Origin of the sequence: Curtobacterium sp. YR515 (assembly GCF_900113095.1) — a bacterium.
Lineage (GTDB): Bacteria > Actinomycetota > Actinomycetes > Actinomycetales > Microbacteriaceae > Curtobacterium.
Genome location: NZ_FOOD01000006.1, coordinates 75,133 through 97,115, shown reverse-complemented (window position 1 = coordinate 97,115; position 21,983 = coordinate 75,133). Strand labels below are relative to the sequence as shown.

20 protein-coding genes are annotated in these 21,983 nt (G+C 71.5%); 10 read left to right on the top strand and 10 right to left on the bottom strand.

Annotation, left to right across the window (positions count from 1 at the left end; all coding sequences use genetic code 11):
- Nucleotides 1–85 precede the first annotated feature (85 nt).
- A complete protein-coding gene (locus BM028_RS16715; protein ID WP_071296454.1) occupies nt 86–1,882 on the bottom strand; it encodes a peptide ABC transporter substrate-binding protein in 1,797 nt (598 codons plus the stop codon).
- Nucleotides 1,883–2,097: 215 nt separating this feature from the next.
- Between BM028_RS16715 and BM028_RS16710 the strand changes: the two genes are divergently transcribed.
- Genes BM028_RS16710 through BM028_RS16695 form a run of 4 tightly spaced genes read left to right on the top strand, consistent with a single transcriptional unit; the run spans nt 2,098 to nt 6,876 of the window.
- Nucleotides 2,098–3,282, top strand: coding sequence for an ROK family protein (locus BM028_RS16710; protein WP_083295119.1), 1,185 nt, complete (start codon nt 2,098–2,100; stop codon nt 3,280–3,282).
- Nucleotides 3,275–4,819 (top strand): M81 family metallopeptidase, encoded by a 1,545-nt coding sequence (locus tag BM028_RS16705; protein WP_217647269.1) that lies wholly within the window; start codon nt 3,275–3,277, stop codon nt 4,817–4,819. Before BM028_RS16710 ends, BM028_RS16705 begins: the two co-directional genes overlap by 8 nt.
- Nucleotides 4,816–5,559 (top strand): copper homeostasis protein CutC, encoded by a 744-nt coding sequence (locus BM028_RS16700; protein WP_070417284.1) that lies wholly within the window; start codon nt 4,816–4,818, stop codon nt 5,557–5,559. Before BM028_RS16705 ends, BM028_RS16700 begins: the two co-directional genes overlap by 4 nt.
- A gap of 51 nt (nt 5,560–5,610) precedes the next feature.
- Nucleotides 5,611–6,876 (top strand): MFS transporter, encoded by a 1,266-nt coding sequence (locus tag BM028_RS16695; RefSeq protein WP_092388043.1) that lies wholly within the window; start codon nt 5,611–5,613, stop codon nt 6,874–6,876.
- A 27-nt stretch (nt 6,877–6,903) separates the two neighbouring features.
- Here the strand turns inward: BM028_RS16695 and aztA are convergent, their stop codons facing one another.
- Nucleotides 6,904–7,530 carry a zinc ABC transporter ATP-binding protein AztA gene (gene aztA, locus BM028_RS16690; RefSeq protein ID WP_092388040.1) on the bottom strand — a complete coding sequence of 209 codons (627 nt, stop codon included), beginning with the start codon at nt 7,528–7,530 and terminating at the stop codon, nt 6,904–6,906.
- A gap of 50 nt (nt 7,531–7,580) precedes the next feature.
- Here aztA and aztB point away from each other — a divergent pair, with 50 nt between their 5' ends.
- Genes aztB through BM028_RS16670 form a run of 4 tightly spaced genes read left to right on the top strand, consistent with a single transcriptional unit; the run spans nt 7,581 to nt 11,750 of the window.
- Nucleotides 7,581–8,459 (top strand): zinc ABC transporter permease AztB, encoded by an 879-nt coding sequence (aztB, locus tag BM028_RS16685; protein ID WP_092388037.1) that lies wholly within the window; start codon nt 7,581–7,583, stop codon nt 8,457–8,459.
- A complete protein-coding gene (locus BM028_RS16680) occupies nt 8,456–9,628 on the top strand; it encodes a YncE family protein (protein ID WP_092388034.1) in 1,173 nt (390 codons plus the stop codon). The genes aztB and BM028_RS16680 overlap by 4 nt, the downstream gene beginning before the upstream one ends.
- Nucleotides 9,625–10,539, top strand: coding sequence for a metal ABC transporter substrate-binding protein (locus tag BM028_RS16675; RefSeq protein WP_175496113.1), 915 nt, complete (start codon nt 9,625–9,627; stop codon nt 10,537–10,539). Before BM028_RS16680 ends, BM028_RS16675 begins: the two co-directional genes overlap by 4 nt.
- Before the next feature lie 26 nt (nt 10,540–10,565).
- A complete protein-coding gene (locus BM028_RS16670) occupies nt 10,566–11,750 on the top strand; it encodes a hypothetical protein (RefSeq protein ID WP_092388293.1) in 1,185 nt (394 codons plus the stop codon).
- Nucleotides 11,751–11,828: 78 nt separating this feature from the next.
- Here BM028_RS16670 and BM028_RS16665 read toward each other — a convergent pair whose 3' ends face one another.
- The 3 genes from BM028_RS16665 to BM028_RS16655 form a co-directional block, all read right to left on the bottom strand.
- A complete protein-coding gene (locus BM028_RS16665; protein WP_092388031.1) occupies nt 11,829–12,683 on the bottom strand; it encodes a LamG domain-containing protein in 855 nt (284 codons plus the stop codon).
- Nucleotides 12,680–13,561 carry a S26 family signal peptidase gene (locus BM028_RS16660; RefSeq protein ID WP_092388028.1) on the bottom strand — a complete coding sequence of 294 codons (882 nt, stop codon included), beginning with the start codon at nt 13,559–13,561 and terminating at the stop codon, nt 12,680–12,682. Before BM028_RS16660 ends, BM028_RS16665 begins: the two co-directional genes overlap by 4 nt.
- Nucleotides 13,562–13,673: 112 nt before the next feature.
- Nucleotides 13,674–14,327 carry a COG1361 family protein gene (locus BM028_RS16655; RefSeq protein ID WP_071296464.1) on the bottom strand — a complete coding sequence of 218 codons (654 nt, stop codon included), beginning with the start codon at nt 14,325–14,327 and terminating at the stop codon, nt 13,674–13,676.
- A 160-nt stretch (nt 14,328–14,487) separates the two neighbouring features.
- Between BM028_RS16655 and BM028_RS16650 the strand changes: the two genes are divergently transcribed.
- Nucleotides 14,488–14,943, top strand: a complete 456-nt coding sequence (locus BM028_RS16650; protein ID WP_175496112.1) for a MarR family winged helix-turn-helix transcriptional regulator — start codon at nt 14,488–14,490, stop codon at nt 14,941–14,943.
- Between the two features lie 84 nt (nt 14,944–15,027).
- On the opposite strand, the gene BM028_RS16645 is transcribed toward BM028_RS16650, so the two are convergent.
- Genes BM028_RS16645 through BM028_RS16630 form a run of 4 tightly spaced genes read right to left on the bottom strand, consistent with a single transcriptional unit; the run spans nt 15,028 to nt 20,305 of the window.
- On the bottom strand, nt 15,028–16,365 hold the full coding sequence (locus BM028_RS16645; protein WP_092388025.1) for an ABC transporter substrate-binding protein: 1,338 nt from the start codon (nt 16,363–16,365) through the stop codon (nt 15,028–15,030).
- A gap of 48 nt (nt 16,366–16,413) precedes the next feature.
- Entirely contained in the window at nt 16,414–17,364 is a 951-nt protein-coding gene (locus BM028_RS16640; RefSeq protein ID WP_229085845.1) for a carbohydrate ABC transporter permease, read from the bottom strand.
- Complete coding sequence (locus BM028_RS16635) at nt 17,361–18,275, bottom strand: carbohydrate ABC transporter permease (protein ID WP_070417295.1); 915 nt, start codon at nt 18,273–18,275, stop codon at nt 17,361–17,363. Before BM028_RS16635 ends, BM028_RS16640 begins: the two co-directional genes overlap by 4 nt.
- Nucleotides 18,272–20,305, bottom strand: a complete 2,034-nt coding sequence (locus BM028_RS16630) for a beta-galactosidase (RefSeq protein WP_092388022.1) — start codon at nt 20,303–20,305, stop codon at nt 18,272–18,274. Before BM028_RS16630 ends, BM028_RS16635 begins: the two co-directional genes overlap by 4 nt.
- Before the next feature lie 293 nt (nt 20,306–20,598).
- Here BM028_RS16630 and BM028_RS16625 point away from each other — a divergent pair, with 293 nt between their 5' ends.
- Complete coding sequence (locus BM028_RS16625) at nt 20,599–21,609, top strand: LacI family DNA-binding transcriptional regulator (RefSeq protein WP_092388019.1); 1,011 nt, start codon at nt 20,599–20,601, stop codon at nt 21,607–21,609.
- Nucleotides 21,610–21,637: 28 nt separating this feature from the next.
- On the opposite strand, the gene BM028_RS16620 is transcribed toward BM028_RS16625, so the two are convergent.
- On the bottom strand, nt 21,638–21,907 hold the full coding sequence (locus BM028_RS16620; protein ID WP_139199413.1) for a hypothetical protein: 270 nt from the start codon (nt 21,905–21,907) through the stop codon (nt 21,638–21,640).
- Nucleotides 21,908–21,983: the final 76 nt, after the last annotated feature.

The following is a 21,983-nucleotide window of genomic DNA, read 5'->3' as shown; positions in this document are numbered from 1 at the left end:
TTCCGTCGTCTGGGTTGGTGCGGTGGGCCCCGGGAGGCGCGGTGCGGGTCGGACCCGCGCCGCGCCTCCAGAGGGTGTCAGGTGGTTACTTCGACCACTTCCACTGGGCCGGGTGGAAGTTGGCGAGCGAGTCCTGGTCGAACCCGGTCAGCCCCTGCTTGACGACCGAGATCTGGTAGTCCGGGCTCGGCAGCCAGATCACCGGCAGGTCCTTCGCGACCGCGGCGCTGTAGTCCTGCACGGCGGTGGCGTCGGGCGACGTGGTCGTCGCGTCGATGAGCTTGTCCACGTCGGCGTTGGAGTACGAGCCGAAGTTCGCCGAACCGCCGGTCTGGAAGAGCGACTCACCGGTCGGGTAGGCCGGGAAGTACCAGCTGCCCGCGGTGCCGAAGAAGGAGAGGTCCCAGTCGCAGCTGGCCTCGTCGCTCGTGCAGGTCGGGGTCTGCGACAGGACGCTCGACACCGGCGCGGTCTTGATCGTGAAGCCGATGCCGGTCTTCGCGAGCGAGGACTGGATCGCGCTCATCATGTTGTCGGTGACGGTCGAGCCGGACTGCGAGAGCACGTTCATGGTGAACTTCGTGCCCTGCTTCACGCCCTCGCCGCACTGGCTGTCGGACGTGCCGGGGTCGGTGCAGACCATCGTGCCGCCCTGCTCCGCCCACCCGTGGGACTCGAGCAGCGCCTTGGCCTTCTTCGTGCTGAACGGGTACGGGTTGTCCTTCTGCGTGCTCGACACGTAGTCGGACTCCTGCGCCTGCGGGATCGGCCCGTAAGTCGAGGTGGCGGTGCCGTTGAAGACGACCTTGGACAGCGAGGTCTGGTCGATCGACATCTGCACGGCCTGGCGGGCGTAGAGCTGCTTGAAGACGGCGCCCATGTCCGGGTTGTTGAAGTTGTACGGCATGTACGTGATCGCCCAGCCGGTCCAGGGCTGCACGTCGTAGCCCTTCGACGTGAAGGACGACTTCTGGTCCATGTCGGTGGCGTTGATGTAGCCGTAGTCGACCTCGCCCGAGCGGACCGCGTTCACCTCGGCGTCCGTCGTGGTGAACGGCAGCAGGTTGACCGTCGTGATCGAGGGCTTCTCGCCGCCGTCGTACTTCGTGTTCGCCGTCAGGGTGACCTTGCCCGCCGTGGTGAACGTCTTCACGCCGTAGGGCCCGGAGATGGTCTTCCACAGGTCGTCGCTGGCGTAGTCGGAGATCTTGCCGGCGGCGGTGTTGAGGTACTTCCACACCTGCTTCGCACCGGACGCGGTCTCGTCGGCGTCGGAGACCTTCGCGCTCGCACTCGTCTTGTCCCAGGCGTGCTGCGGCAGCGGGATGATGTGGCTCAGCTGGTTGGCGAGCATCCAGTCCGGGTTGTACGCCTTGTCGAACGTGATCGTGAAGTGCGTGTCGTCGTCGGCCGTGAAGGAGGTCCAGTTGTCCGGCGCCTTGCCCTTCGAGTAGGAGCCCCACTCGTCCTTGTTCGCCTTGATCAGGTTGAACCAGAACTCGACGTCCCGGCTCGTGATCGGCTTGCCGTCGGACCAGTGCCGGTCGCCGAGGGTGACCGTGACGCTCTTCGAGTCGCTCGCGAACGTCGCGTCCGTCGCGACCGAACCGGCCTTGTTCCACGCGATCTTGCCGGTGGAACCGTCGTAGGCGACGAGCGGCTCGTACAGCGACTGCGCGATCGAGCCGTTGTTCGTGTTGAGGTGCGCGGCGGTGCCGATCGGGAGGATCCAGTTCGGCGTGAAGTTGGCCGGCAGTGCGTAGTCGATCGTGTCGGAGCTGCTGCCGGACGAGGCGTTGCCGCCCCCGGAGCAGCCGGCGAGCAGCGCGCTCACGGCGATCGCGGCTCCGGTGAGGAGCGCCCAGCGACGGGGCTTGGTCATGTGTGTCTCCTGGTGCGTGGGAGGTTCGGGGTGTGGAGCACGCGTGCCGAGCGGCACGGGGACAGTCAATGTCCAAAGCCGTTGGAAAAACAAACATCTCCGTGTAAATAGTTCGTTTCTGCCGTTCGGGCGAAAGGGTGGACCGGTCGATCTGCCGGTTAGGCTCGCGGCAGTCGGTGGTCACCTGCCGTGTTCCGCCCGGATTGGAGAAAGTCGTGCCGGACCTCAGCGCCCGCGTCCTGGAGCTCGTCGCGTCCGGGCAGGCCTCCAGTCGGACGGAGATCGCCGCGCTGCTCGGCGCCGCCCCCTCGACCGTGTCCCACGTGGTCGCGCAGCTCCTGTCGCACGGTCTGCTCGCCGAGGAGGGCACCGACGTCTCGACCGGCGGCCGCCCCCGCAAGGTGCTCCGCATCGGCGGCGTCGACGAGTACGCGGTCGCCGCGGACGTCGGCGGCGGGCACGCGCGCATCGGCATCGTCCTGCCAGGAGGCGCGCTCGAGTCCGTCGCGAACGTCCCGTTCGCGCTCTCCGACGGCCCGACCGCGGGACTCCAGCGGCTGGCGGCCCTGCTCGAGCGGCTCGCCGACGAACGCGGTCGCGACGGGCTGCGGGGCGTCGGCCTCAGCCTGCCGGGGCCGGTCGACGTCGAGGCCGGCGTGGTCGACCTGCCGAGCCGGATGCCGGGGTGGAACGGGTTCCCGGTGGCGTCGTGGCTGACCGAGCGGTTCGGGTTGCCGGCGGTCGTCGACAACGACGCGAACTGCATGGCGGCGGGCGAGCAGACCGTGCAGGACCCGGGCCGGCGGCAGACCATCACGATCAAGGCCGGCTCGGCGATCGGGGCCGGGATCGTCATCGACGGACGGCTGTACCGCGGGGCGACGGGCTCGGCCGGGGACATCACCCACGTCCGGATCGACGCCGCCGGGGACACCCCGTGCTCGTGCGGGAACACCGGGTGCCTCGAGACCGTCGCGTCCGGAGCCGCCCTGGTGCGGATCCTGTCGGACGCCGGGGTCGACGTCTCCTCGACCGCCGACGTGGTCCGCCTGGCCTCGGACGCCCACCCCGAGGCGACCCGGGCCGTGCGGCTCGCGGGCCGGTACCTCGGCGAGGTGCTCGCCGCGAACGTCAACTTCTTCAACCCGGACGCCGTGTACCTCGGCGGCATCCTCTCCACCCTCGACCCGTTCATCGCCGCCGTGCGGAGCCAGCTGTACGAGAGCTGCCACCCGCTCATGACGCAGCACCTCGTCATCGAGCCGGTCTCGCTCGGCGCGGACGCAGGGCTCGTCGGGGCGGGTCAGTTCGCCCTGCAGCGGGGCCTCGCCGCGTCGCTCGAGGAACTGTCCGCGCCCATCCCCCAGTCCACCACCAGGAACAGGAACGTCCGTGTCTGAGCCCGTGTCCACCGCACCCGCCACCCACCGCCCGGTCATCGCGATCGCCGGTCTCGCCATCGAGACCTCGACGTTCACGCCGACGCGCACCCACGCACCGGCGTTCCACCCGGACCGCGGGGACGAGGTCCTGGCCCGCTACGACTTCCTCGGGCCACTGTCGGCGCACGCCGACTTCCGCGGGGCGCTCATCGGGCACGCGCTGCCGGGCGGGATCGTGGACCGTGACTCGTACGAGTCGCTCGCGGCGGAGATCGTCTCGCGGCTGGAAGCGATCGTCGAGGCCGAGCACGTCGACGGGCTCTGGTACGACATCCACGGCGCGATGGTGGTCGAGGGCCTGGACGACGCCGAGGCCGACCTGCTCGGCCGCATCCGCGCGGTGATCGGTCCCGATGTCATCGTGTCGGCGTCGATGGACCTGCACGGCAACGTCACGGCGGAGCTCGCGCACCAGGTGGACCTCGTCACCTGCTACCGGATGGCCCCACACGAGGACGCCCTCGAGACGAAGGAGCGCGCCGTCCGGAACCTGGTCGACGTGCTCACCACCCGACCGGTCGGGCAGCAGCGCCCGGTGAAGGCCTGGGTGCCGATCCCCGTGCTCCTGCCCGGCGAGCAGACCTCGACGCGCCTCGAGCCCGCGGCGTCGCTGTACGCGCAGGTGCCGCTCGTCGAACAGACCGAGGGCGTGCTCGACGCGGCGATCTGGGTCGGTTACGCCTGGGCGGACCAGCCCCGCGACCGCGCGGTCACCGTGGTCACGGGCTGGGACGCCGACGCCGTCGCCGCGGGTGCCGAACGACTCGCTCGGGCCTTCTGGGACGTGCGTGAGGACTTCGTGTTCGTCGCACCGACCGGCACGTTCGACGAGTGTCTCGCCGCTGCGCTCGCACCAGGCGCCGCGAGGCCGTTCTTCGTGTCCGACTCCGGCGACAACCCGACCGCCGGCGGCTCGGGCGACATGACGTGGGGGCTCACGCAGGTGCTGGCGAACCCGGTCTTCGCGGAGCCCGACGGCCCGACGGTGATCTACGCGAGCGTTCCCGGCCCCGCGGCCGTCGCGGCGGCGGTGGAGGCCGGCGTCGGTGCGACGGTCACCGTGACGGCGGGGGCGTCGGTCGACGCCGTCCACGCCGGGCCGATCACGATGACCGGCCGCGTGCACGCGATCAAGCACGGCGACCGCGACGCCGAGACCGAGGTGGTGCTGCAGGTCGGCAGTGTGTTCGCGATCCTGACGACGCTCCGCAAGCCGTACCACCACGAGCACGACTTCACCGACCTCGACCTCGCCCCGCGGGACGCCGACGTGGTGATCGTGAAGATCGGGTACCTCGAGCCGGAGCTCTTCGACATGGCTGCCGACTGGATGCTCGCGCTGACGCCGGGCGGGGTCGACCAGGACCTCGAGCGGCTCGGACACCACAGGATCGTCCGGCCGATGTTCCCCTACGATCGAGTGTTCCCGTCGGCGCCGGACCTCGGCGCCCGGATCATCCCGCCGTCGAACGAACCGCTCGGAGCCATCGCGTGACCACCGCCGCCCCCGTCGCCCTCGAGATCGCCGTCACCTCACCCGCCGGTGCGATCGTCGCACGGGACGGCGGCGCCGACCGTGTCGAGCTCTGCGTCGGGCTCGAGCTCGGTGGTCTCACGCCGTCCCAGGCGCTCGTCGAGACGACCCACGAGACCGGCATCCCCGCGCACGCCCTCGTCCGCTGCCGTCCCGGCGGCTTCGTGCACACCCCCGACGAGGTCGAGCTCATGGTGCGCGAGGTCCGCACGGTCCTGCGCTCCGGGGCAGCGGGCGTCGTGGTCGGTGCCCTGCGTCCGGACGGCACGCTAGACGAGGACGCCCTCCGGCGCTTCGTCGACGCCGCACGCTCGGTCAGCGCGACCGCCGAGGTCACGCTGCACCGGGCGATCGACCACGCGGCCGACCCCGTCGCCGCCGCGGCCACCCTCGCCGACCTCGGGTTCACCCGGGTGCTGACCTCGGGTGCAGCGCCCACCGCGGTGGCCGGTGCGGCGACCATCACGCGCATGGTCGACGCCGCCGGGCCCGTGCAGGTCATGGCGGGCGCCGGTGTCACCCCGGCCGACGTCCCCGCCCTGGTCGCGACGGGGGCCGCCGCCGTGCACCTCTCGGCGAAGCGGCCCGCCGCCGACAGCGCCCACGCGGGCGTGCCGATGGGCGGCGCGGACGACGGTTCGGCGCACTTCGTCACCGACGCCGAGGTGGTCGCCGCCGCGCGCCGGGCCCTCGACGCCTGACCCGACCCGTCACGCGGGAATGGACCGCGCGGGCGCGTGCTTGACGCCCGCATGACCTCGTCAGCAACGCGCCGTGGGTGGCTCAGCGTCGCATCCGTCGCACTCGGATCGTTCGTCCTCGTCCTGTCCGAGTTCCTCCCGATCGGCCTGCTGCCGGCCATCGCCGCCGACCTCGACGTCGGTGTCGGCACCGCGGGGCTCATGGTCGTCGCGACCGGCCTCGTCGGAGCGGTCGCCGCGCCGGTCGTCACCGTGTGGACGTCCGCGCTCGACCGCCGGGTCGTCCTGGTCGGCCTGACGGTGCTGCTCGTCGTCGCGGACGCGCTCGCAGCGGTGGCGCCCTCGTTCTGGGTGCTGCTCGTGGCCCGGATGCTCCTCGGCGTCGGCATCGGCGGGTTCTGGGCGATCGGCGCCGGGATCGCCGGACGCCTCGTCCGCCCCGAGTCCGTGATCCGCGCCACGTCCCTCATCACCGCCGGCGTCTCGGTCGCGACCGTCGTCAGCCTGCCCCTCGGCGCACTCGTGTCCTCCCTCGCCACGTGGCGGCTGGCGTTCGTGATCGGCGGCGTGCTCGGGCTCGTCGCGCTCGGTCTGCAGCTCGCGATGCTCCCGCGGATCCCCGCCCAGCAGCGCGTCCGGTTCGGCACGCTCGGGTCGCTGCTCGGTGTGCGCAGGGCCCGGGTCGGCCTGATCGGTGCCGCGTTCCTCTTCACCGCGCAGTTCGCCGCCTACACCTACATCGCGCCGTACCTGCAGGACCTCGTCGGGGTCGGCGCGGACACCGTGACGATCGCACTGCTGGTCTTCGGCATCGCGGGCATCGTCGGGAACTTCGTCGCCGGGTTCACGCTCGGTCGGAGCGTCCTCGGCACGATCGGCTCCGCGAAGTTCGTCCTCGCCGGCGCGGTCGTCCTGCTCCCGCTGCTCGCACACTCGGTCGTCGGGGTGTTCGTCCTGCTGGTCGTGTGGGGCCTCGTGTGGGGAGCACTGCCGCTCGGCATGCAGACCTGGATGTCCACGTCGTCGCCCGCGGGGTCGGAGACCGGGCTCGCGTTGTTCGTGACGACGATCCAGCTGGCGATCGCGGCCGGGTCGGTGCTCGGCGGCGCCGCGGTGTCGTCCTTCGGGTTGGCCGTCGACTTCTGGCTCGCCGGTGGGGTCGCGGTCGTCGGGGCCATCGTGCTCGTGACGCTGGGTGCGCGCCGCTCGAGTGCCGCCCCGGCGCAGGTCACCGCTCACGCGGTCCCCGATCCGGCAGGTGCCGCCGCTCCGGCGGAGACGACCGCGACCGGTTCCGTCGCCGTCGCCTGCCCCTGACGGTCCTGACGGACGGCGTCGCCACGGTCAGCCGAGCCGGACGACCCGGTCCGCTCCGGCGATGACCGTCGGGTCGTGCGTGGCGTGCACGACCACGACCCCGGACGCTGCCTCGTCGGCGAGCGCGCGGACCACGAGCCGACCCGACTCGGCGTCCACCCCGGCCGTGGGCTCGTCGACGAGGAGCACCCCCGCCCGCTGCGCGAGTCCGAGCGCGACGAGGGTCCGCTGACGCTGCCCACCGGACAGCTCGTCGAGCGGCCGGTCCGACAGGGACGCGATCCCCATCCGGTCGAGCTGCTCGTCGACCACGTCGCGGTCGGCACGCACGAGCGGTCGCCACCACGGACGGCCGGACCACCGGCCCATGCGGACCGTGGCACGGACGGTGAGCGGGAGCGCGCTCGGCGGGACCGACTGGGTCACGTAGGCGACGCCGACGGAGGTGCGGCGCGTCACCGCCCCGGCATCCGGCGTCACGACCCCGGCGAGCGCGTCGAGCAGCGTCGACTTGCCGGAGCCGTTCGGCCCCGTCAGCGCGGTGACCGCACCGGCGGGGAAGGTCGCATCGACCCCGTCGAGGACGGTCCGGTCGCCGCGTCGGACGACGAGTCCGGCGACGTCGAGGGTGGCAGCGTCGGTCGTCGTGGGCACCTGAGGACACTATCAGTATCGATAGTCATTTTCATGTAGCGTCTCCGACCGTGACCTGGCTGACCGATCCCCTCTCCGTCGACTTCATGGTCCGTGCCCTCGTGGGCGGCGGACTGGCGGCGGTGCTCTGCGCGGTCGTCGGCACGTGGGTGCTCGTCCGCGGCATGGCCTTCCTCGGCGAAGCGCTGTCGCACGGCATGCTCCCCGGCGTCGCGATCGCCTCGCTGACCGGGTTCCCCGTCGCGCTGGGCGCCGCCGCCAGCGCCGCGGTGATGATGCTCGGGGTCGGCGCACTCCGCCGTCGGGCCCGGCTCTCGTACGACACGTCGATCGGGCTCCTGTTCGTCGGCATGCTCGCTCTCGGGGTGATCATCGTCTCCTCCTCGAGGTCCTTCGCGACCGACGTCACCGCGATCCTGTTCGGTGACGTCCTCGCCGTCACCCGTGCGGACCTCACCGGCCTGACGATCGCCGTCGCGGTGGCGCTCGGGACCGCGGTGTTCTTCCACCGTCCGTTCACGGCAGCGGCGTTCGACGTCCGGAAGGCCGCGACCCTCGGCCTCCGCCCACGGACCGCCGAGATCGTGCTGGTCGGGCTCGTCACGCTCGCGGTCGTCGCCTCGTACCGGGCGGTGGGCACGCTGCTCGTCGTCGGACTGCTCCTCGCCCCGGCAGCCGCCGCCCGTGCGTGGACCCGGCACGTCGGCTCGACCATGGTGCTCGCCGCCGGGATCGGCATCGCGGCCGTCCTCGTCGGGCTGCTCGTCTCGTGGCACCTCGGCACCGCCGCGGGAGCGAGCATCGCCGCCGTCGCCGTCGCCGGGGTCGGCCTCTCGCGCACGGCCGCGTCGCTCAACACCCGGGTCCGCGACCGGACCCCCGGGACAGAACCACCGACAGCAGTACCAGCACCTCGAGAGGCAGCATGACCCACTCCACCCGGCGCGCTCCCACGCGCACCCTGCTCACCACGAGCCTCGTCGTCGGACTCACCGTCGCGACGGCGGGCTGCTCGTCGGGGACGGCCCCCGGCGACGCCGGCGCGACCGCCCGGCCACACGGCTTCGTCGAGGGGGCGAGCGAATCCCGGGAACCGCAGCTGCGCCTCCTGGCCGTCTCCGGGACGGGCGAGACCGCGCTGCACGACCTGCTCAGCAGCGAGACGACCGCGCTCGACGACGTCGACGTGCCCACGCACTCCGCCACCGACGGCCGGTTCCTCGTGACGAGCTCCGACAGCCGCACCACGATCGTGGACGGCGGCGCCTGGACGGTCGACCACGGCGACCACACCCACTACTACGCGGCGGAGCCGCGGGTCGTCGGCACGATGGCGGGGGGCGGTCCGGTCGAGGTGCACTCCTCCGAGACGACCACGACGATCACCTGGCCGGAGCGGGACGAGGCGGTCGTGCTCGACCGGGCCGCGCTCGGCCAGGGGACCGTCGAGGAACGGACCCGGATCGACGCACGGGTCCTGCTCCCCGACGGAGACCGCCTCGTCGCCGCGACCGACGACGTCGTCCGGGTGCTCGACGCCGACGGCTCGCCGACCGGAACCGAGGCGGCGTGCACCGACCCGGCCGGAGGCATCGTCACCCGGGCCGGCTCGGTCGTCGGCTGTTCCGACGGTGCGGTGGTGGTGGACGACGACGGCGCGACGGCGGTGCCGTTGCCCGACGGCGCCGAACGGCCGACCTCGTTCGCCGCCCGCGCCGGACGACCGACGGTCGCGGGCCTGGCCGGCGACGCCGGCTTCTGGCTGCTCGACAGCCGCGAACACTCGTGGCGCCTGGTGCCGACCGAGCGCCCGCTCCGCGCCGTCGCCGCGGTCGACGACGCCGACGAGCACGTGGTCGGCGTCGACGACACCGGGCGGGTGGTGGTGCACACGCTCGCCACCGGAGCGATCGTCGCGACCGACCCGCTCGTCGCCGACGACGCCCCGCCCCTGCTGCAGCTCGACGCGAACCGCGCCTACCTGGCCGACCGCGGGACGGGGACCGTGCACGAGATCGACTTCGCCGACGGCGCGCGGGTCGCCCGGACCATCGACCTCGGCGTGGCCCCGGCCGCGTTCGCGGAGGTCGGACTGTGACGCGGGCACGCACACGGGCCGTCGTCGTCACGGTCCTCGCCGTCGTGGGTGTCGCGTTCGGCGCGAGCGGGTGCACCGCTGCTCCCGGGCAGGACCGGCCACTCGTCGCCGTCACCACGAACATCCTCGGCGACGTCGTCTCGGAGGTCGTCGGCGACGCGGCCGAGGTGATGGTGCTCATGCCCGCCGGAGCGGACCCGCACTCGTTCGAGGTCTCCGCGCAGGAGGCCGCGCGACTCCGCACCGCCGACCTCGTGGTGGAGAACGGGCTGGGCCTCGAGGAGGGCGTGTCCCGGCACGTCCGGGCCGCGGCCGACGACGGCGTCCCGGTCTTCACCGCCGGCGACGCGGTCGACGCCCTGGAGTGGACGACCGAGGACGACAGCGGCCCGGACCCGCACATCTGGACCGACCCCGCACGGATGGTCGACGTCGTCGAGGCGCTCGACGACGACCTCCGCGACGTGGGCGTCCGGGCGACGGGCACCGCGGACTACCTCGACGCCGTGCACGCGCTCGACGGGGAGATGGAGCAGGCCTTCGGCGCGCTCAGCCCCGGGCAGCGGGCCCTCGTGACGAACCACCACGTCTTCGGGTACCTCGCCGACCGGTACGACTTCCGGGTGGTGGGAGCCGTCATCCCGAGCGGGACGACGCTCGCCTCGCCCAGCGCGGCTGACCTGCGGGACCTTGCCGACGCGATCGCGGACGCCGGCGTGCCGACCGTCTTCGCGGATGCCTCGCAGCCGGCCCGGTTGGCCCAGGTCCTCGCGGACGAGGTCGACGTGCACGTCGAGATCCGCCCGCTGGCCACCGAGTCACTCACGGCCGACGGACCCGCGTCCACCTACCTCGGGATGATGCGGTCGAACACCGAGGCGATCGTCGACGGACTGTCGGTTCGTAATTGAGAATGAGAATCAGTACAGTGTTCTGCATGACGACGACCAAGTCCCTGCGCACCGCGGCCCTGCCGGCCGCCCTGCTCAGCGCGGCCGCCCTTGCCCTCACCGGCTGCGCCGCCGACCCCTCCCCCTCCGAGCCGACGAGCACCGCGACCGAGCGCGCCGACGGCAACCGGATCACGCTCACGTACGACGGCGGCCTCCTCGTGCTCGACGACGACCTGCGCGTCCTGACCGACGACGCCGTCGACGGGTTCACCCGCGTCAACCCGGCAGGTGACGGACGGCACGTGCTCGTCACGGTGCCGAGCGGCTTCCGGGTGCTCGACACCGCGGCTGATCCGGCCCTCACCGACGCGGTCTTCCCCGCCGACACCGGTGGCCACGCGGTCGTCCACGGCGACCGGACGGCGCTCTTCGCCGACGGCACCGGCCAGGTGACGACGTTCGACAACACCGAACTCGACGGCGCCGAACTGCCCGACACCGAGACGACCGAGTCCGAGGCCGCGCACCACGGCGTCGCGATCGTGCTGGAGGACGGCACGCTGCTCACCACCATCGGCGACGAGGAGTCCCGCAGCGGGGTCCGTGCGCTGGACGCGGACGGGAAGGAGACCACCCGCTCCGAGGAGTGCCCGAACGTGCACGGCGAGGGCGCGGTCCAGGGCGACGTCGCGGTCTTCGGGTGCACCGACGGGGCACTCGTGTACGACGACGGCGCGTTCACGAAGCTCGACGCCCCCACCAAGTACGGCCGGACCGGCAACCTGTTCACGACCGACACGTCCTCGATCGCGCTCGGCGACTACAACGACGACCCGGACAGCGAGGGGTACCTCCTCCACCAGATCGCCCTGATCGACGCGGCATCCGGTTCCTACCGGGTCGCCGACGTGCCGGACGGCGTCGGCTACACGTTCCGGGACCTCGCCCGTGGTCCCGAGGACGAGGCCGTCGTGCTCGGGGACGACGGCGCGCTGCACACCTTCGACACGACGTCCGGCGAGCTGCTCGACTCCTTCCCGGTGATCGACCCGTGGGAGGGACCGGCCGAGTGGCAGGACGCCCACCCGGCACTGAAGGTCGCCGGCGACGTCGCCTACGTCACCGACCCTGCCGAGCGGCGGGTCCACGCGGTCGACCTCACGACCGGCGAGACCATCGCCTCGAGCGACGTGCTGCCCGGCGTGCCCAACGAGATGGCGATCGCGTAACGACGCGGACCCGACGAACGGACAGGCGGACGGGAGGGACGGTGCCGGCTGGCACCGTGCCTCCCGTCCGTCGTCGTCTCAGCGACCGGCCGCCGCGTGGTTCGCGACCTGGGTCGCCGACAGGACGGAGCCGTAGACCGCCGCGTACCGCATCGACCCCGTGAAGGCGAAGTTCGACGGCTGCCCGGGCCACCCGGACACGGTGTCGTACCCGACCCGGAAGTAGCCGGTGTAGTTCTCGGGCACGGTGAACGCGGTGTTCGACGCGACGAGGGCGCCGTCCGCGTAGAGGCGCATCCCGGTGCTCGCGGACATCGTCGCCACCACGTGGTGCCACGCGCCGTCCGTGTACGCCTTCGGTGACGTCACCACCTGGGTCGTCCCGTTGTAGGTACCGAAGACGAGCTGCCCGGCGGTGTTGAGGTAGACCTGGCGGTCGTGCTGCCCGGAGGCGGCGACCTGGTTGCTGCCGAACCCGACGAGCATGCCGCCGGCGACCGTCGTGCGGAACCAGACCTCCTCGCTGAAGGTGGTCGGGTTGGCGTACGACCGGGGCGTCGAGACGAAGCTCGTCGAGCCGTTCAGCGCGTACGAGCTCCCGGCGTCGCGCGGGCAGGCGTTCGGGCTCGGCGTGGTCGCCGTCATCGAGCCCTGGTAGGTGCCGTTCAGGCCCTTGCCGGACCAGTCCGTGGCGGTCGTCGAACCGGAGGCCTCGCCGAGGCGGTAGGCGAAGAGGGCGGTCGAGGTGTCCGCGCCGACCGCTGCGGCGCAGGTGAAGTAGGGCGCGGTCGCGGCGCTGTTGCCGGTGTTCGCGACCACGGCGCTGAAGGCGGACCGCGTCGGTGCGAACGCGTTGGCGAGGCCGACGACGGCGACGGCGAGGACCAGGACGAGGGCGACGACCCGACCGTCACGGAGGCGGCGGAGTCTCACGAGGGACGCACCGCCTCGACCCGACCGACGGCCAGGCAGAGCAGGAGCGGGACGAGGCAGGCGACGACGAGGAGCCCCCACCCGACCGGCCCGAGGTCGATGTTCGAGGTGAGCTGGTAGTGCCCGTTCCTCGTGAGCTCGCGGATGACCATGTGCCCGACCTGCCCGTCGACGAGGTGGACGCTCTCGGCACCACGGGCCTCGACCCGGACCGGGAACATGCCGGAGGACACGATGGTGGCCTCGACGCCGCGGGGGGTGGCCGAGTTCGTGATGGTCGTGACGTTGACGAACGGCTTCAGGATGAAGGCCGCGTACGACAGCGTGAGTGCACCGCCGGCGATGCGGAGGCAGGTGCGGGTGACCCGGTCGGTGAACACGCTCGTGAGCGTCCAGATCACCAGCGTGCCGATGAGCAGGAGCGGCGCCGCCCGGAACAGCCACCCGAGGTTCGGGACGAGGAGCACCGGGGAACCGATGACGTTCTCCTGTGTGAGCGTCCACGGGTCGGTCGCGCCGTTGATGTCACCGCGGGTGTGCAGTCCGGCGGCGTCGACGTCGATGATGCGGTGGGTGTAGACGATGCCGGGGTTCGCCGCGGTCTCGAAGGAGACGACGTCGCCGACGCGCAGGGTGGCGACGTCCACGGGCAGGTCGAGGACGAGCGTGCCGACCGGCGCGGCCTCGCCCATCGACGGCGTCTCGACGACGAACCACCGCCCGCCGGCGGACAGGAACAGCACGGCGGCGGTGAGGAGGACGGCGGCGACCGCGGCGACCGTCCAGGCGAGGACCGTCTCGAAGCGGGTGGCGGTGTGGCCGCCGAGGAGCGGACGGTCGAGCGTGCCGCTGAGCGGGATGGCGGCGGTCTGGCTCATCTGCTGCTCCGGTCGTGTGCGGCTGGGCGGTGGGGGGGGGACGGGGTGGGGTGATGGGTGGCGACGCTCGACCGGAGGGGGGGGGTCGGTCGAGCGTCGCCGGTCGGGGTGGCTAGGCCGTGAAGGTCCAGGTCATCGGCACGGAGGCGGCGAGGCCCTGGTAGGTGTTGCCGGCCGAGGAGTCGAGCGTGACGGCGAACGTGAACGGCACGGAGGCGCCGGCGGCGGGTGCGGCGGGCATCGTGAACGCCGAGGCGGCCGCGCCCTTGAAGCTGGCGAGCGTGCCGCTGAACACCGTCGTCGAGCCGGAGGAGATGACGAGGTTCATCTTCGCGCAGAGGTCGGTCGCGGTGCCGTTCACCGAACCGTTCGCCGACTGGGTGCACGTGGCGCCCGGGGTCAGGGTGAACGTCGAGGCGTTCGCGGTGCCGGTGTTCTTGATCGAGATCGCGGTCGTGACGGTGTTGCCGGGCGTCATCGTGGTGCTGCCGCCGAACTTGTTGATCGTCGAGCACGTGGCGGAGTTCGTCGAGACCGAGCCGCCGTCGGTGCTCGTGCAGGTGACGGTGCCGCCGGCGTTCTGCTCCTGCATCGTGAGCGTGCCGCTGGCTGCGGTGTTGCTGCTGTTGGTGATGCTCGCGGCGAACCCGGAGAGGGTGCCGGTGAGCGAGAGGGAGAGCAGCACGGCGGCGAAGATGCCCGCGAGGAGTGCGACGGGGGCGAATCGGATCCGCTTCAGGGCGGAGGTGCGGAGCTTGTCGGACACGGGAACCTCTTCGGTCGGGCGTTCAGGGAAGTGGAGGAGCAATCGGCTCGGGCTCGTTTGCTTCGATCATCAAGATAGTCAGTCATTCATCAAATTGACCACTCGTATACTGACCCCAGTGCGAGGGACGCCACCGCACCCGACCCGAAGCGAGGAACCCGTGACCCCTGCGCCGCCGACCGACCCGACCGACGCGGCCGACCTCATCGCGGCGTTCGACGCGGTCGTGCGCGCGAACGCGAGCCTCGTCGGACAGCTCAGCGCGCGGGCCGGCGTGCACGAGAACGCCCTGCGCGCCCTGGTGCTCGTGAGCGACACCGGCTACTCGACCCCCACCGAGGTGGCCGGGTACCTCGGGCTGACCTCGGGCGCCGTGACGAACATGATCGACCGCATGACGGCCGCCGACCTGCTCGAGCGCGCGCCGAACCCGAACGACCGCCGCGGTTCGCTGCTGCGGCTCCTGCCCGAGGGCGAGCGGGTCGTCCGCGAGCACCGGGAGCGGTACGCGCAGGTGCTCGCCGAGGTCGACCGGACGCACGCGGGCGGCCTGCTCGCGGTGCTCACCGACCTCGCGACGGGCCTGTACGGGTCGGCCGGCGACGCGATGCGCTGACCCCACCCATCACACGACGGGAGGCACGGTGCCAGCTGGCACCGTGCCTCCCGTCCGTCGTGGGCGCGCGTCAGGACCCGCGCGTCATCCCTTCACCGGGATCGACTGCGCCTTCAGCGCCGCCACGGTCTTCGACTGCCCCGACTCGAGCGCGTCGAGGAGCGTGCCCTGCCCGGACGCCGCCTGCCCGAAGCCGTCCGACACGTCGGAGTAGGTCTGCGTCATCGTCGGACCCCAGGTGAAGGGCTGGATGTCCTTCGCCGCGGTCGCGAACTCCTCGTAGATCTTCTGGTTCCCGTAGAACGGCAGCCCCTCGGTCAGCGCCGGCAGCTCGGCGCCGGTCGACGAGGCGGGGTAGAGGTTGGCCTCCTTGTTCAGCGCCGCGAGCGCCTCCTTCGAGGTGTTCAGCCAGACCAGGAACTCGGACGCCTCGGCCGGGTGCTTGCTCCCCGCGAAGACGACGTTCGACGAACCGCCCCAGGCAGCGGACTTCGACTCACCCGCGGTCCACTGCGGCATCGGCGCGACGGCCCACTTGCCGGAGGTCGAGGGCGCACCGCTCGAGATGGTGTTCGCACCCCAGACGGCCGAGACCCAGGTCCAGTCCTGCCCCTTGTCGTAGGCGCTGTTCCACTGGTCGGTGAAGCTCGGCAGGGTGTTCACGAGCTTCTTGTCGATGAGGTCCTGCCAGTAGTCGGCGACCTTCTTCGACGCGCTGTCGGTCAGGTCCACCGTCCAGTCCGAACCGGAGTTCGAGAACCACTGGCCACCGGCCTGCGAGACGAGCCCGGCGAACTGGTTGACGTCGCCCTTGGCGAAGTTGGTGATGTTGCCGCCGAGCGCCTTGATCTTCACGGCGTCCTGGGCGTACTCCTCCCAGGTCTTCGGGACGTCGAGGCCGGCCTTCTCGAAGAGGTCCTTGCGGTAGTACAGGGCCATCGGACCGGAGTCCTGCGGCACGGCGTAGACCGACTTCGTCTCACCGAACGTGACCTGGTTCCAGAGGCCGTCGGAGAAGTCCTTCTTCGCAGCGCTGATGCCGGAGCACGCGCCGATGTCCTCGAGGCCGCCCTGCACGCGGAAGGCCGGCAGGGTGTCGTACTCGACCTGACCGATGTCCGGCGCCTGCTTCGCCTTGAGCTGGTTGAAGAAGTTCTGGTACGTGCCGCTGTTGCCGTTCGCGACGATGGAGACCTTGACCTGGATGTCCGGGTGCTCCTCGTTCCAGATGTCCACGACCTTGTCCATGTTGGGCACCCAGGTCGTGAAGTCGAGGGTGACCTTGCCGCTGGACGGCTTGCAGCTCGCGGCGGCCGTGTCGGATCCGGAGCCTGCGCCGGTGCCGCCGGTGCTGCAGCCGGCGAGGGCGACGGTCGCGGCGACCGCGACGGCGGCGACGCTGAGGAACTTCGTTGTCTTCATGCTGTTTCCGTTCGGGATGTGAGTGGGGTCGGTGGTGCTGGTCAGGCGCTACTTCAGGCCGCCGGCGCCGAGGCCGGACCGCCAGAAGCGCTGCAGGGAGAGGAAGGCGACGAGGAGCGGGATGATCGAGACGAACGACCCGATGAGCACGAGGGTGCGGAGGTCCGGGTACTGGTTCACGCTCGAGTTCCACGTGTAGAGGCCGAGGGTGACGGGGAACAGCGACGAGTCGCGGAGCATCACGAGCGGCAGGAAGAAGTTGTTCCAGATGGCGACGAACTGGAACAAGAAGATCGTCACGAGCGCCGGCGACATGAGCCGGACGGCCACGGTGAAGAACGTGCGGACCTCGCCGGAACCGTCGATGCGGGCGGCCTCGATGATCTCGTCCGGCACGCTCGACGCCGCGAACAGCCGCGACAGGTACACGCCGAACGGGCTGACGATGCTCGGGAGGAAGACCGACCAGAACGTGTCCGTCAGGTCGACCTGGCTGAAGATGAGGAACAGCGGCAGGGCCAGCGCGGTCGCCGGCACGAGGACGCCGCCGAGGAACACGTTGAAGAGGGCCTCGCGTCCGCGGAACCGGTACTTCGCCAGCGCGTAGCCGCACATCGCCGACAGGACGGTGCCGATGAGCCCGGCGACACCGGCGTAGGCGATGCTGTTGAGCATCCAGCGCACGTACACGCCGTCCTGCCGGGTGAACAGCTCGCCCAGGTTCGCGACGAAGTCCTGCACCGACGAGGCGCTGAACCACAGCGAGAACGTCGTGTTGAAGTTCGCGGTCGTCTTGGTCGACGAGACGAACAGCCAGAAGATCGGCAGCAGGAAGTAGATCGTGAAGACGCCCATCACGAGCATCGCGGCGCTGCGCGAGATGACGCTCTCGCGCGGTCCGCGCGCTCCGTGCTGCAGGGGCCTGGAGGCGCGGTTCGGCTCGAGCGGTCGGCCGGCGGTCCGCACGGCGTCGCGTCGGCTCGGTGCGTTGACGGTCACTGGTCAGCCTTCCGCTGGGTCAGTCGGAGGAACCCGATCGACAGGACGAAGGTCGCGACCGCGAGGACGACGGAGAACGCGGCGGCGAGGTTGAAGTTGGGCACCGACGACGTCGAGTAGACGAGCATGTTCGGCGTGAAGGTCGACGAGATCGTCGAGGTGAACTGGCGGAACACGGTCGGTTCGGTGAGCAGCTGCAGGGTGCCGATGACGGAGAAGACCGCGGTGAGCACGATCGCCGGCACCACCATCGGGATCTTGATCGACCAGGCGATCCGGAACTGCGACGCCCCGTCGAGCTTCGCCGCCTCGTAGATCTCGGTCGGGATCGCCAGGAGCGACGAGTAGATGATGAGCATGTTGTAGCCGACGTAGACCCAGGTCACGACGTTCGCGACGGCCCAGAGGACGGTGCCGGAGCCGAGCAGGTCGACCTTCGAGGTGACGGCGGAGAACGGCGAGAGGTTCGGCGCGTAGAGGTAGCCCCACATGATCGCGGCGATGACGCCGGGCACCGCGTACGGCGCGAAGAACGCCAGGCGGAAGAACCGCTTGCCGCGCAGCAGGGGCGAGTCGAGCAGGAGCGCGAACACCAGTGCGAGGGCGAGCATCACCGGTACCTGCACGACACCGAAGAGCAGCACGCGGAGGATCGAGCCCCAGAACTCGCTGTTCTGGAACACGAGCACGTACTGGCTCAGTCCGCCGAACACCTGCGTCGGCGCACCGAAGGTCCCCTGCCGCTCGATCTTCTGCAGCGACTGCCACACGGCGTAGAGGATCGGGACGAGGTAGAACGCGGTGAAGAGCACGGCGAACGGCGTGACGAAGACGGCGATCGCGCGGCGGTACCGGAAGCCCCCGCCGCGTCGACGTCGGGCGACCCGGGGTCGCTGGGCTGTGGTGGTCATGGGCGCTTCCTGTCCGTGCGGATGATCTGGGTGCCACCGGGGGCGATGGTCGTGGTGCCGGACCGGTGTCGGTCGGCGACGAGGTCGTGGCCCGTCACGTGGTGCTCGACGGGCTGGTCGGTGTGGTTGAGCAGGAACACCCACTCGTGGGTGTCGTCGCGGCGTCGGACGGCCTCGAGGCCGGGCTGCGCGGCGGGGTCCGGTGCGACGCCGGCCTCGGTGAGGACGTCACCGAGCAGGCCGCGGAGCGTGTCGGCGCCGAGGACGGTGGAGACGTACCAGGCGGCTCCGGCACCGTGCGCGTTGCGGGTGACCGCGGGCGAGCCGGCGAGCTGGCCGGCGGCGTAGTCGAGCACGCTCGTCGCGCCGCGGAGCTCGACGGGTTCGCTCCAGACGGTGCCGGTGGAGCCGTCGGACAGGGCGATGTGCGCGTCGGCGGCGAGCGGCAGGAACTCGTCGACCCGCACACCGAGCAGGTCACGGAAGGCACCGGGGTACCCGCCGGTCCGGACGCGGTCACGCTCGTCGACGATGCCGCTGAAGAACGTGACGACCGCCCGGCCCCCGGCGGCGACGTGGTCGGCGACGACCGCGGCGTGCTCGTCGCGCACCAGGTAGAGCTCCGGGACCAGCACGACGGCGTAGCCGTCGAGCGCCGCACCCGGCGCCACGACGTCCACCGTCACGCCGAGGTCCCACAGTGCGCCGTGGAACGCGTGGACCTGTTCCAGGTAGCGGAGCGCGGTGGTGGGGTGCGCCTCCAGGTCGGCCGCCCACTGGTTCTCCCAGCTGAAGACGAGCGCGACGTCCGCGACGACGCGGGAACCGCGCAGTTCGCCGAGCCGCTCGACGAGGTCGCCGAGCTCGACGACGTCACGCCAGCCGCGGGAGTCGGTCCCGGCGTGCGGGAGCAGCGCGGAGTGGAACTTCTCGCTGCCCTGGACGGACGCGCGCCACTGGAAGAAGCAGACCCCGTCGGCACCGCGGGCGATGTGCGCCACGGTGTTCCGGAGCATCTCCCCCGGTGCCTTGGCGACGTTGTGCGGCTGCCAGTTCACCGCTCCCGTCGAGTGCTCCATGAGCAGCCAGGGCGCTCCCCCGGCGAGCCCGCGCGTGGTGTCGGCGGCGAAGGCGAGCTCGACGTGCGGTCGGGGCAGACGGTGGTCGAGGTAGTGGTCGTTCGCGATGACGTCCATGTCGGCCGTCCACGACCAGTAGTCGAGCGCGGTGATGTGCGCCGCGACCATGAAGTTCGTCGTCACCGGCTTGTCGCTCAGACTGCGGAGCACCTCGGCCTCGGCGCGGTGGTGCGCGAGCAGCTCGTCGGACGAGAACCGGTCGAAGTCGAGCGTCTGGCCGGGGTTCGTGAAGGACAGGGTCGCCCGGGGTGGCAGGACCTGTTCCCACGCGGAGTAGCGCTGGCTCCAGAACGCGGTGCCCCACGCGGCGTTGAGCTCGTCGACCGTGCCGTACCGGGCGCGGAGCCACGTGCGGAACGCCTCGGCCGAGACGTCGCAGTAGCAGTGCGCGTTGTGGCAGCCGAGCTCGTTCGAGACGTGCCAGAGCTTGACCGCGGGGTGGTCGCCGTAGCGCTCGGCGGTGGCGCGGACCAGGGCGAGGGCGTGCTCGCGGTACACCGGCGAGCTCGGGCAGAACGCCTGGCGTCCACCGGGCCAGCGGGTGGTGCCGTCGGCGACGACCGGCAGGACCTCGGGGTGGGCGGTGGTGAGCCACGGCGGGGTGGAGGCCGTCCCGGTGCCGAGGTCGACCCCGATGCCGGCGCCGTGCAGGAGCTCGATGACCCGGTCGAGCGCGGCGAAGTCGTACTCGCCCCGGCGCGGCTCGACGTGCGACCAGCCGAAGACGTTGATCGCGACGAGGTTCACGCCGGCCTCGCGCATGAGCCGGACGTCCTCGACCCAGACCTCGGGGTCCCACTGCTCGGGGTTGTAGTCGCACCCGAACGCCAGGCCGGTCGAGCCGAGCCCGAGCGCGCCGGTGGCGGCCGTCGGCAGGGTGGTGGTGGTCACGTCGGGTCCTCGCTGATCGGGGCGGCGCTGCACCGTCCGGTCGCGAACGACCCCTTCGACGGCGAAGGTCACCCAAGTTCTGGGAGCGCTCCCAGTCCGCACCGATCGAACGGGGTCGGAGGGTTCTGGGAGCGCTCCCAGAGTAAACGACACAATTCCTGCCGTGTCAACACGACCGTGCCGAACCAGGTATCCGACGTCGAACCAGCACCGACGCCCGGTTCGACGTCGCGATCGTGGTTCGACGCCGTCCGACCGCCGATCCGCGGGTGTCCAGCCGCTATCGTTGCCGCATGTCCGCCCGTTCCCGCGCCACGATCCAGGACGTCGCCGACGAGGCCGGACTCTCCCGCGGGACCGTCTCCCGCGTGCTCAACGACGAACCGTACGTGTCGCCCAGGGCCCGCGAAGCCGTGCAGGACGCCGTCCGCCGCGTCGGCTACGTGCGGAGCGCCGCCGCACGCAGTCTCGTCACCCGGCGGTCCGGCGCCGTGGCGCTCATCGTGCACGAGCCGAGCGTCCAGGTGCTCGACGACCCGAACATCGGCAACATCCTCATCGGCACGAACGCCGTCCTGTCCGAGGCGGACCAGCAGCTCGTCACGATCATGGTCGACTCCGCCCGCGACAACGAGCGCGTCGTGGAGTACCTGCGCGGCGGCTTCGTCGACGGCGCGATCGTGCTCTCCGCCCGCGACGGCGATCCCGTCACCCGGGCGATCGAGCAGATCGGGCTGCCGGCGTGCTTCGTCGGCCACCCGTCCGACGCGCCGAACACGTCGTGGATCGGCATCGACAACCGCGCCGCGGCCGAGCAGATCACCCGCCGACTCGTGGACACCGGCCGCCGACGCATCGGCATGCTCGCGTCCGGCCTCGACCGCGACTCCGGCAAGGACCGTCTGGCGGGGTTCACCGCGGCGCTCGGCGACCGCTTCGACCCCGGGCTCGTCGCGCGGAACCCGCTCTTCAGCTACACCGCCGGGGTCGAGGGCATGCGCGAGCTGCTCGACCGGGCACCGGACGTCGACGGGGTCTTCGCGGCGTCGGACGCCGTGGCCGCCGGCGCGATGGACGTCCTGCAGCGTGTCGGTCGGTCGGTCCCGGGGGACGTCGGCGTGGTGGGCTTCGACGACAGCGCGTGGGCACTCCGGTGCGACCCGCCGCTCTCGACCGTCCGGCAGCCCGCCCGGACCCTTGGCGAGCACGCGGCACGGCAGGTGCTCGAGCAGATCGCGGGGACGGACGACACCCCGCGCGGGTTCGTCCTGCCCACCGAGGTGGTCTGGCGCGGCAGCGCCTGACACGCCCGCGCGGATCGCGGAGCGCCGGTCAGCGCCACGTCCGCGCGACGACCCACCCGGTGCCGTCCGGCGCGACATCGACGACCACCACGTCGTCCTCACCGTCGTCCGCACTCACCTGGAACCGCCAGCCCACCGTGTGCTCCGGCGCGTGCGTCACCGCCGACGGCAGGTACTCCGCCGTCGCCGTCAGCCGCGTCGGGGTGTCGGAGACCCGCCACCGCCGTTCGCGCCAGACCATCCGGACCGGCACACCGCGGTCCCACCACAGCGTGGCGACCTCCTGCGTGAGCATCATCTCGCCCTCCTCGTTCGAACGTGTGTTCGAATCGTAGACGACCCGACCGACGTCCGCGCGGCGTACTGTCCGGTGC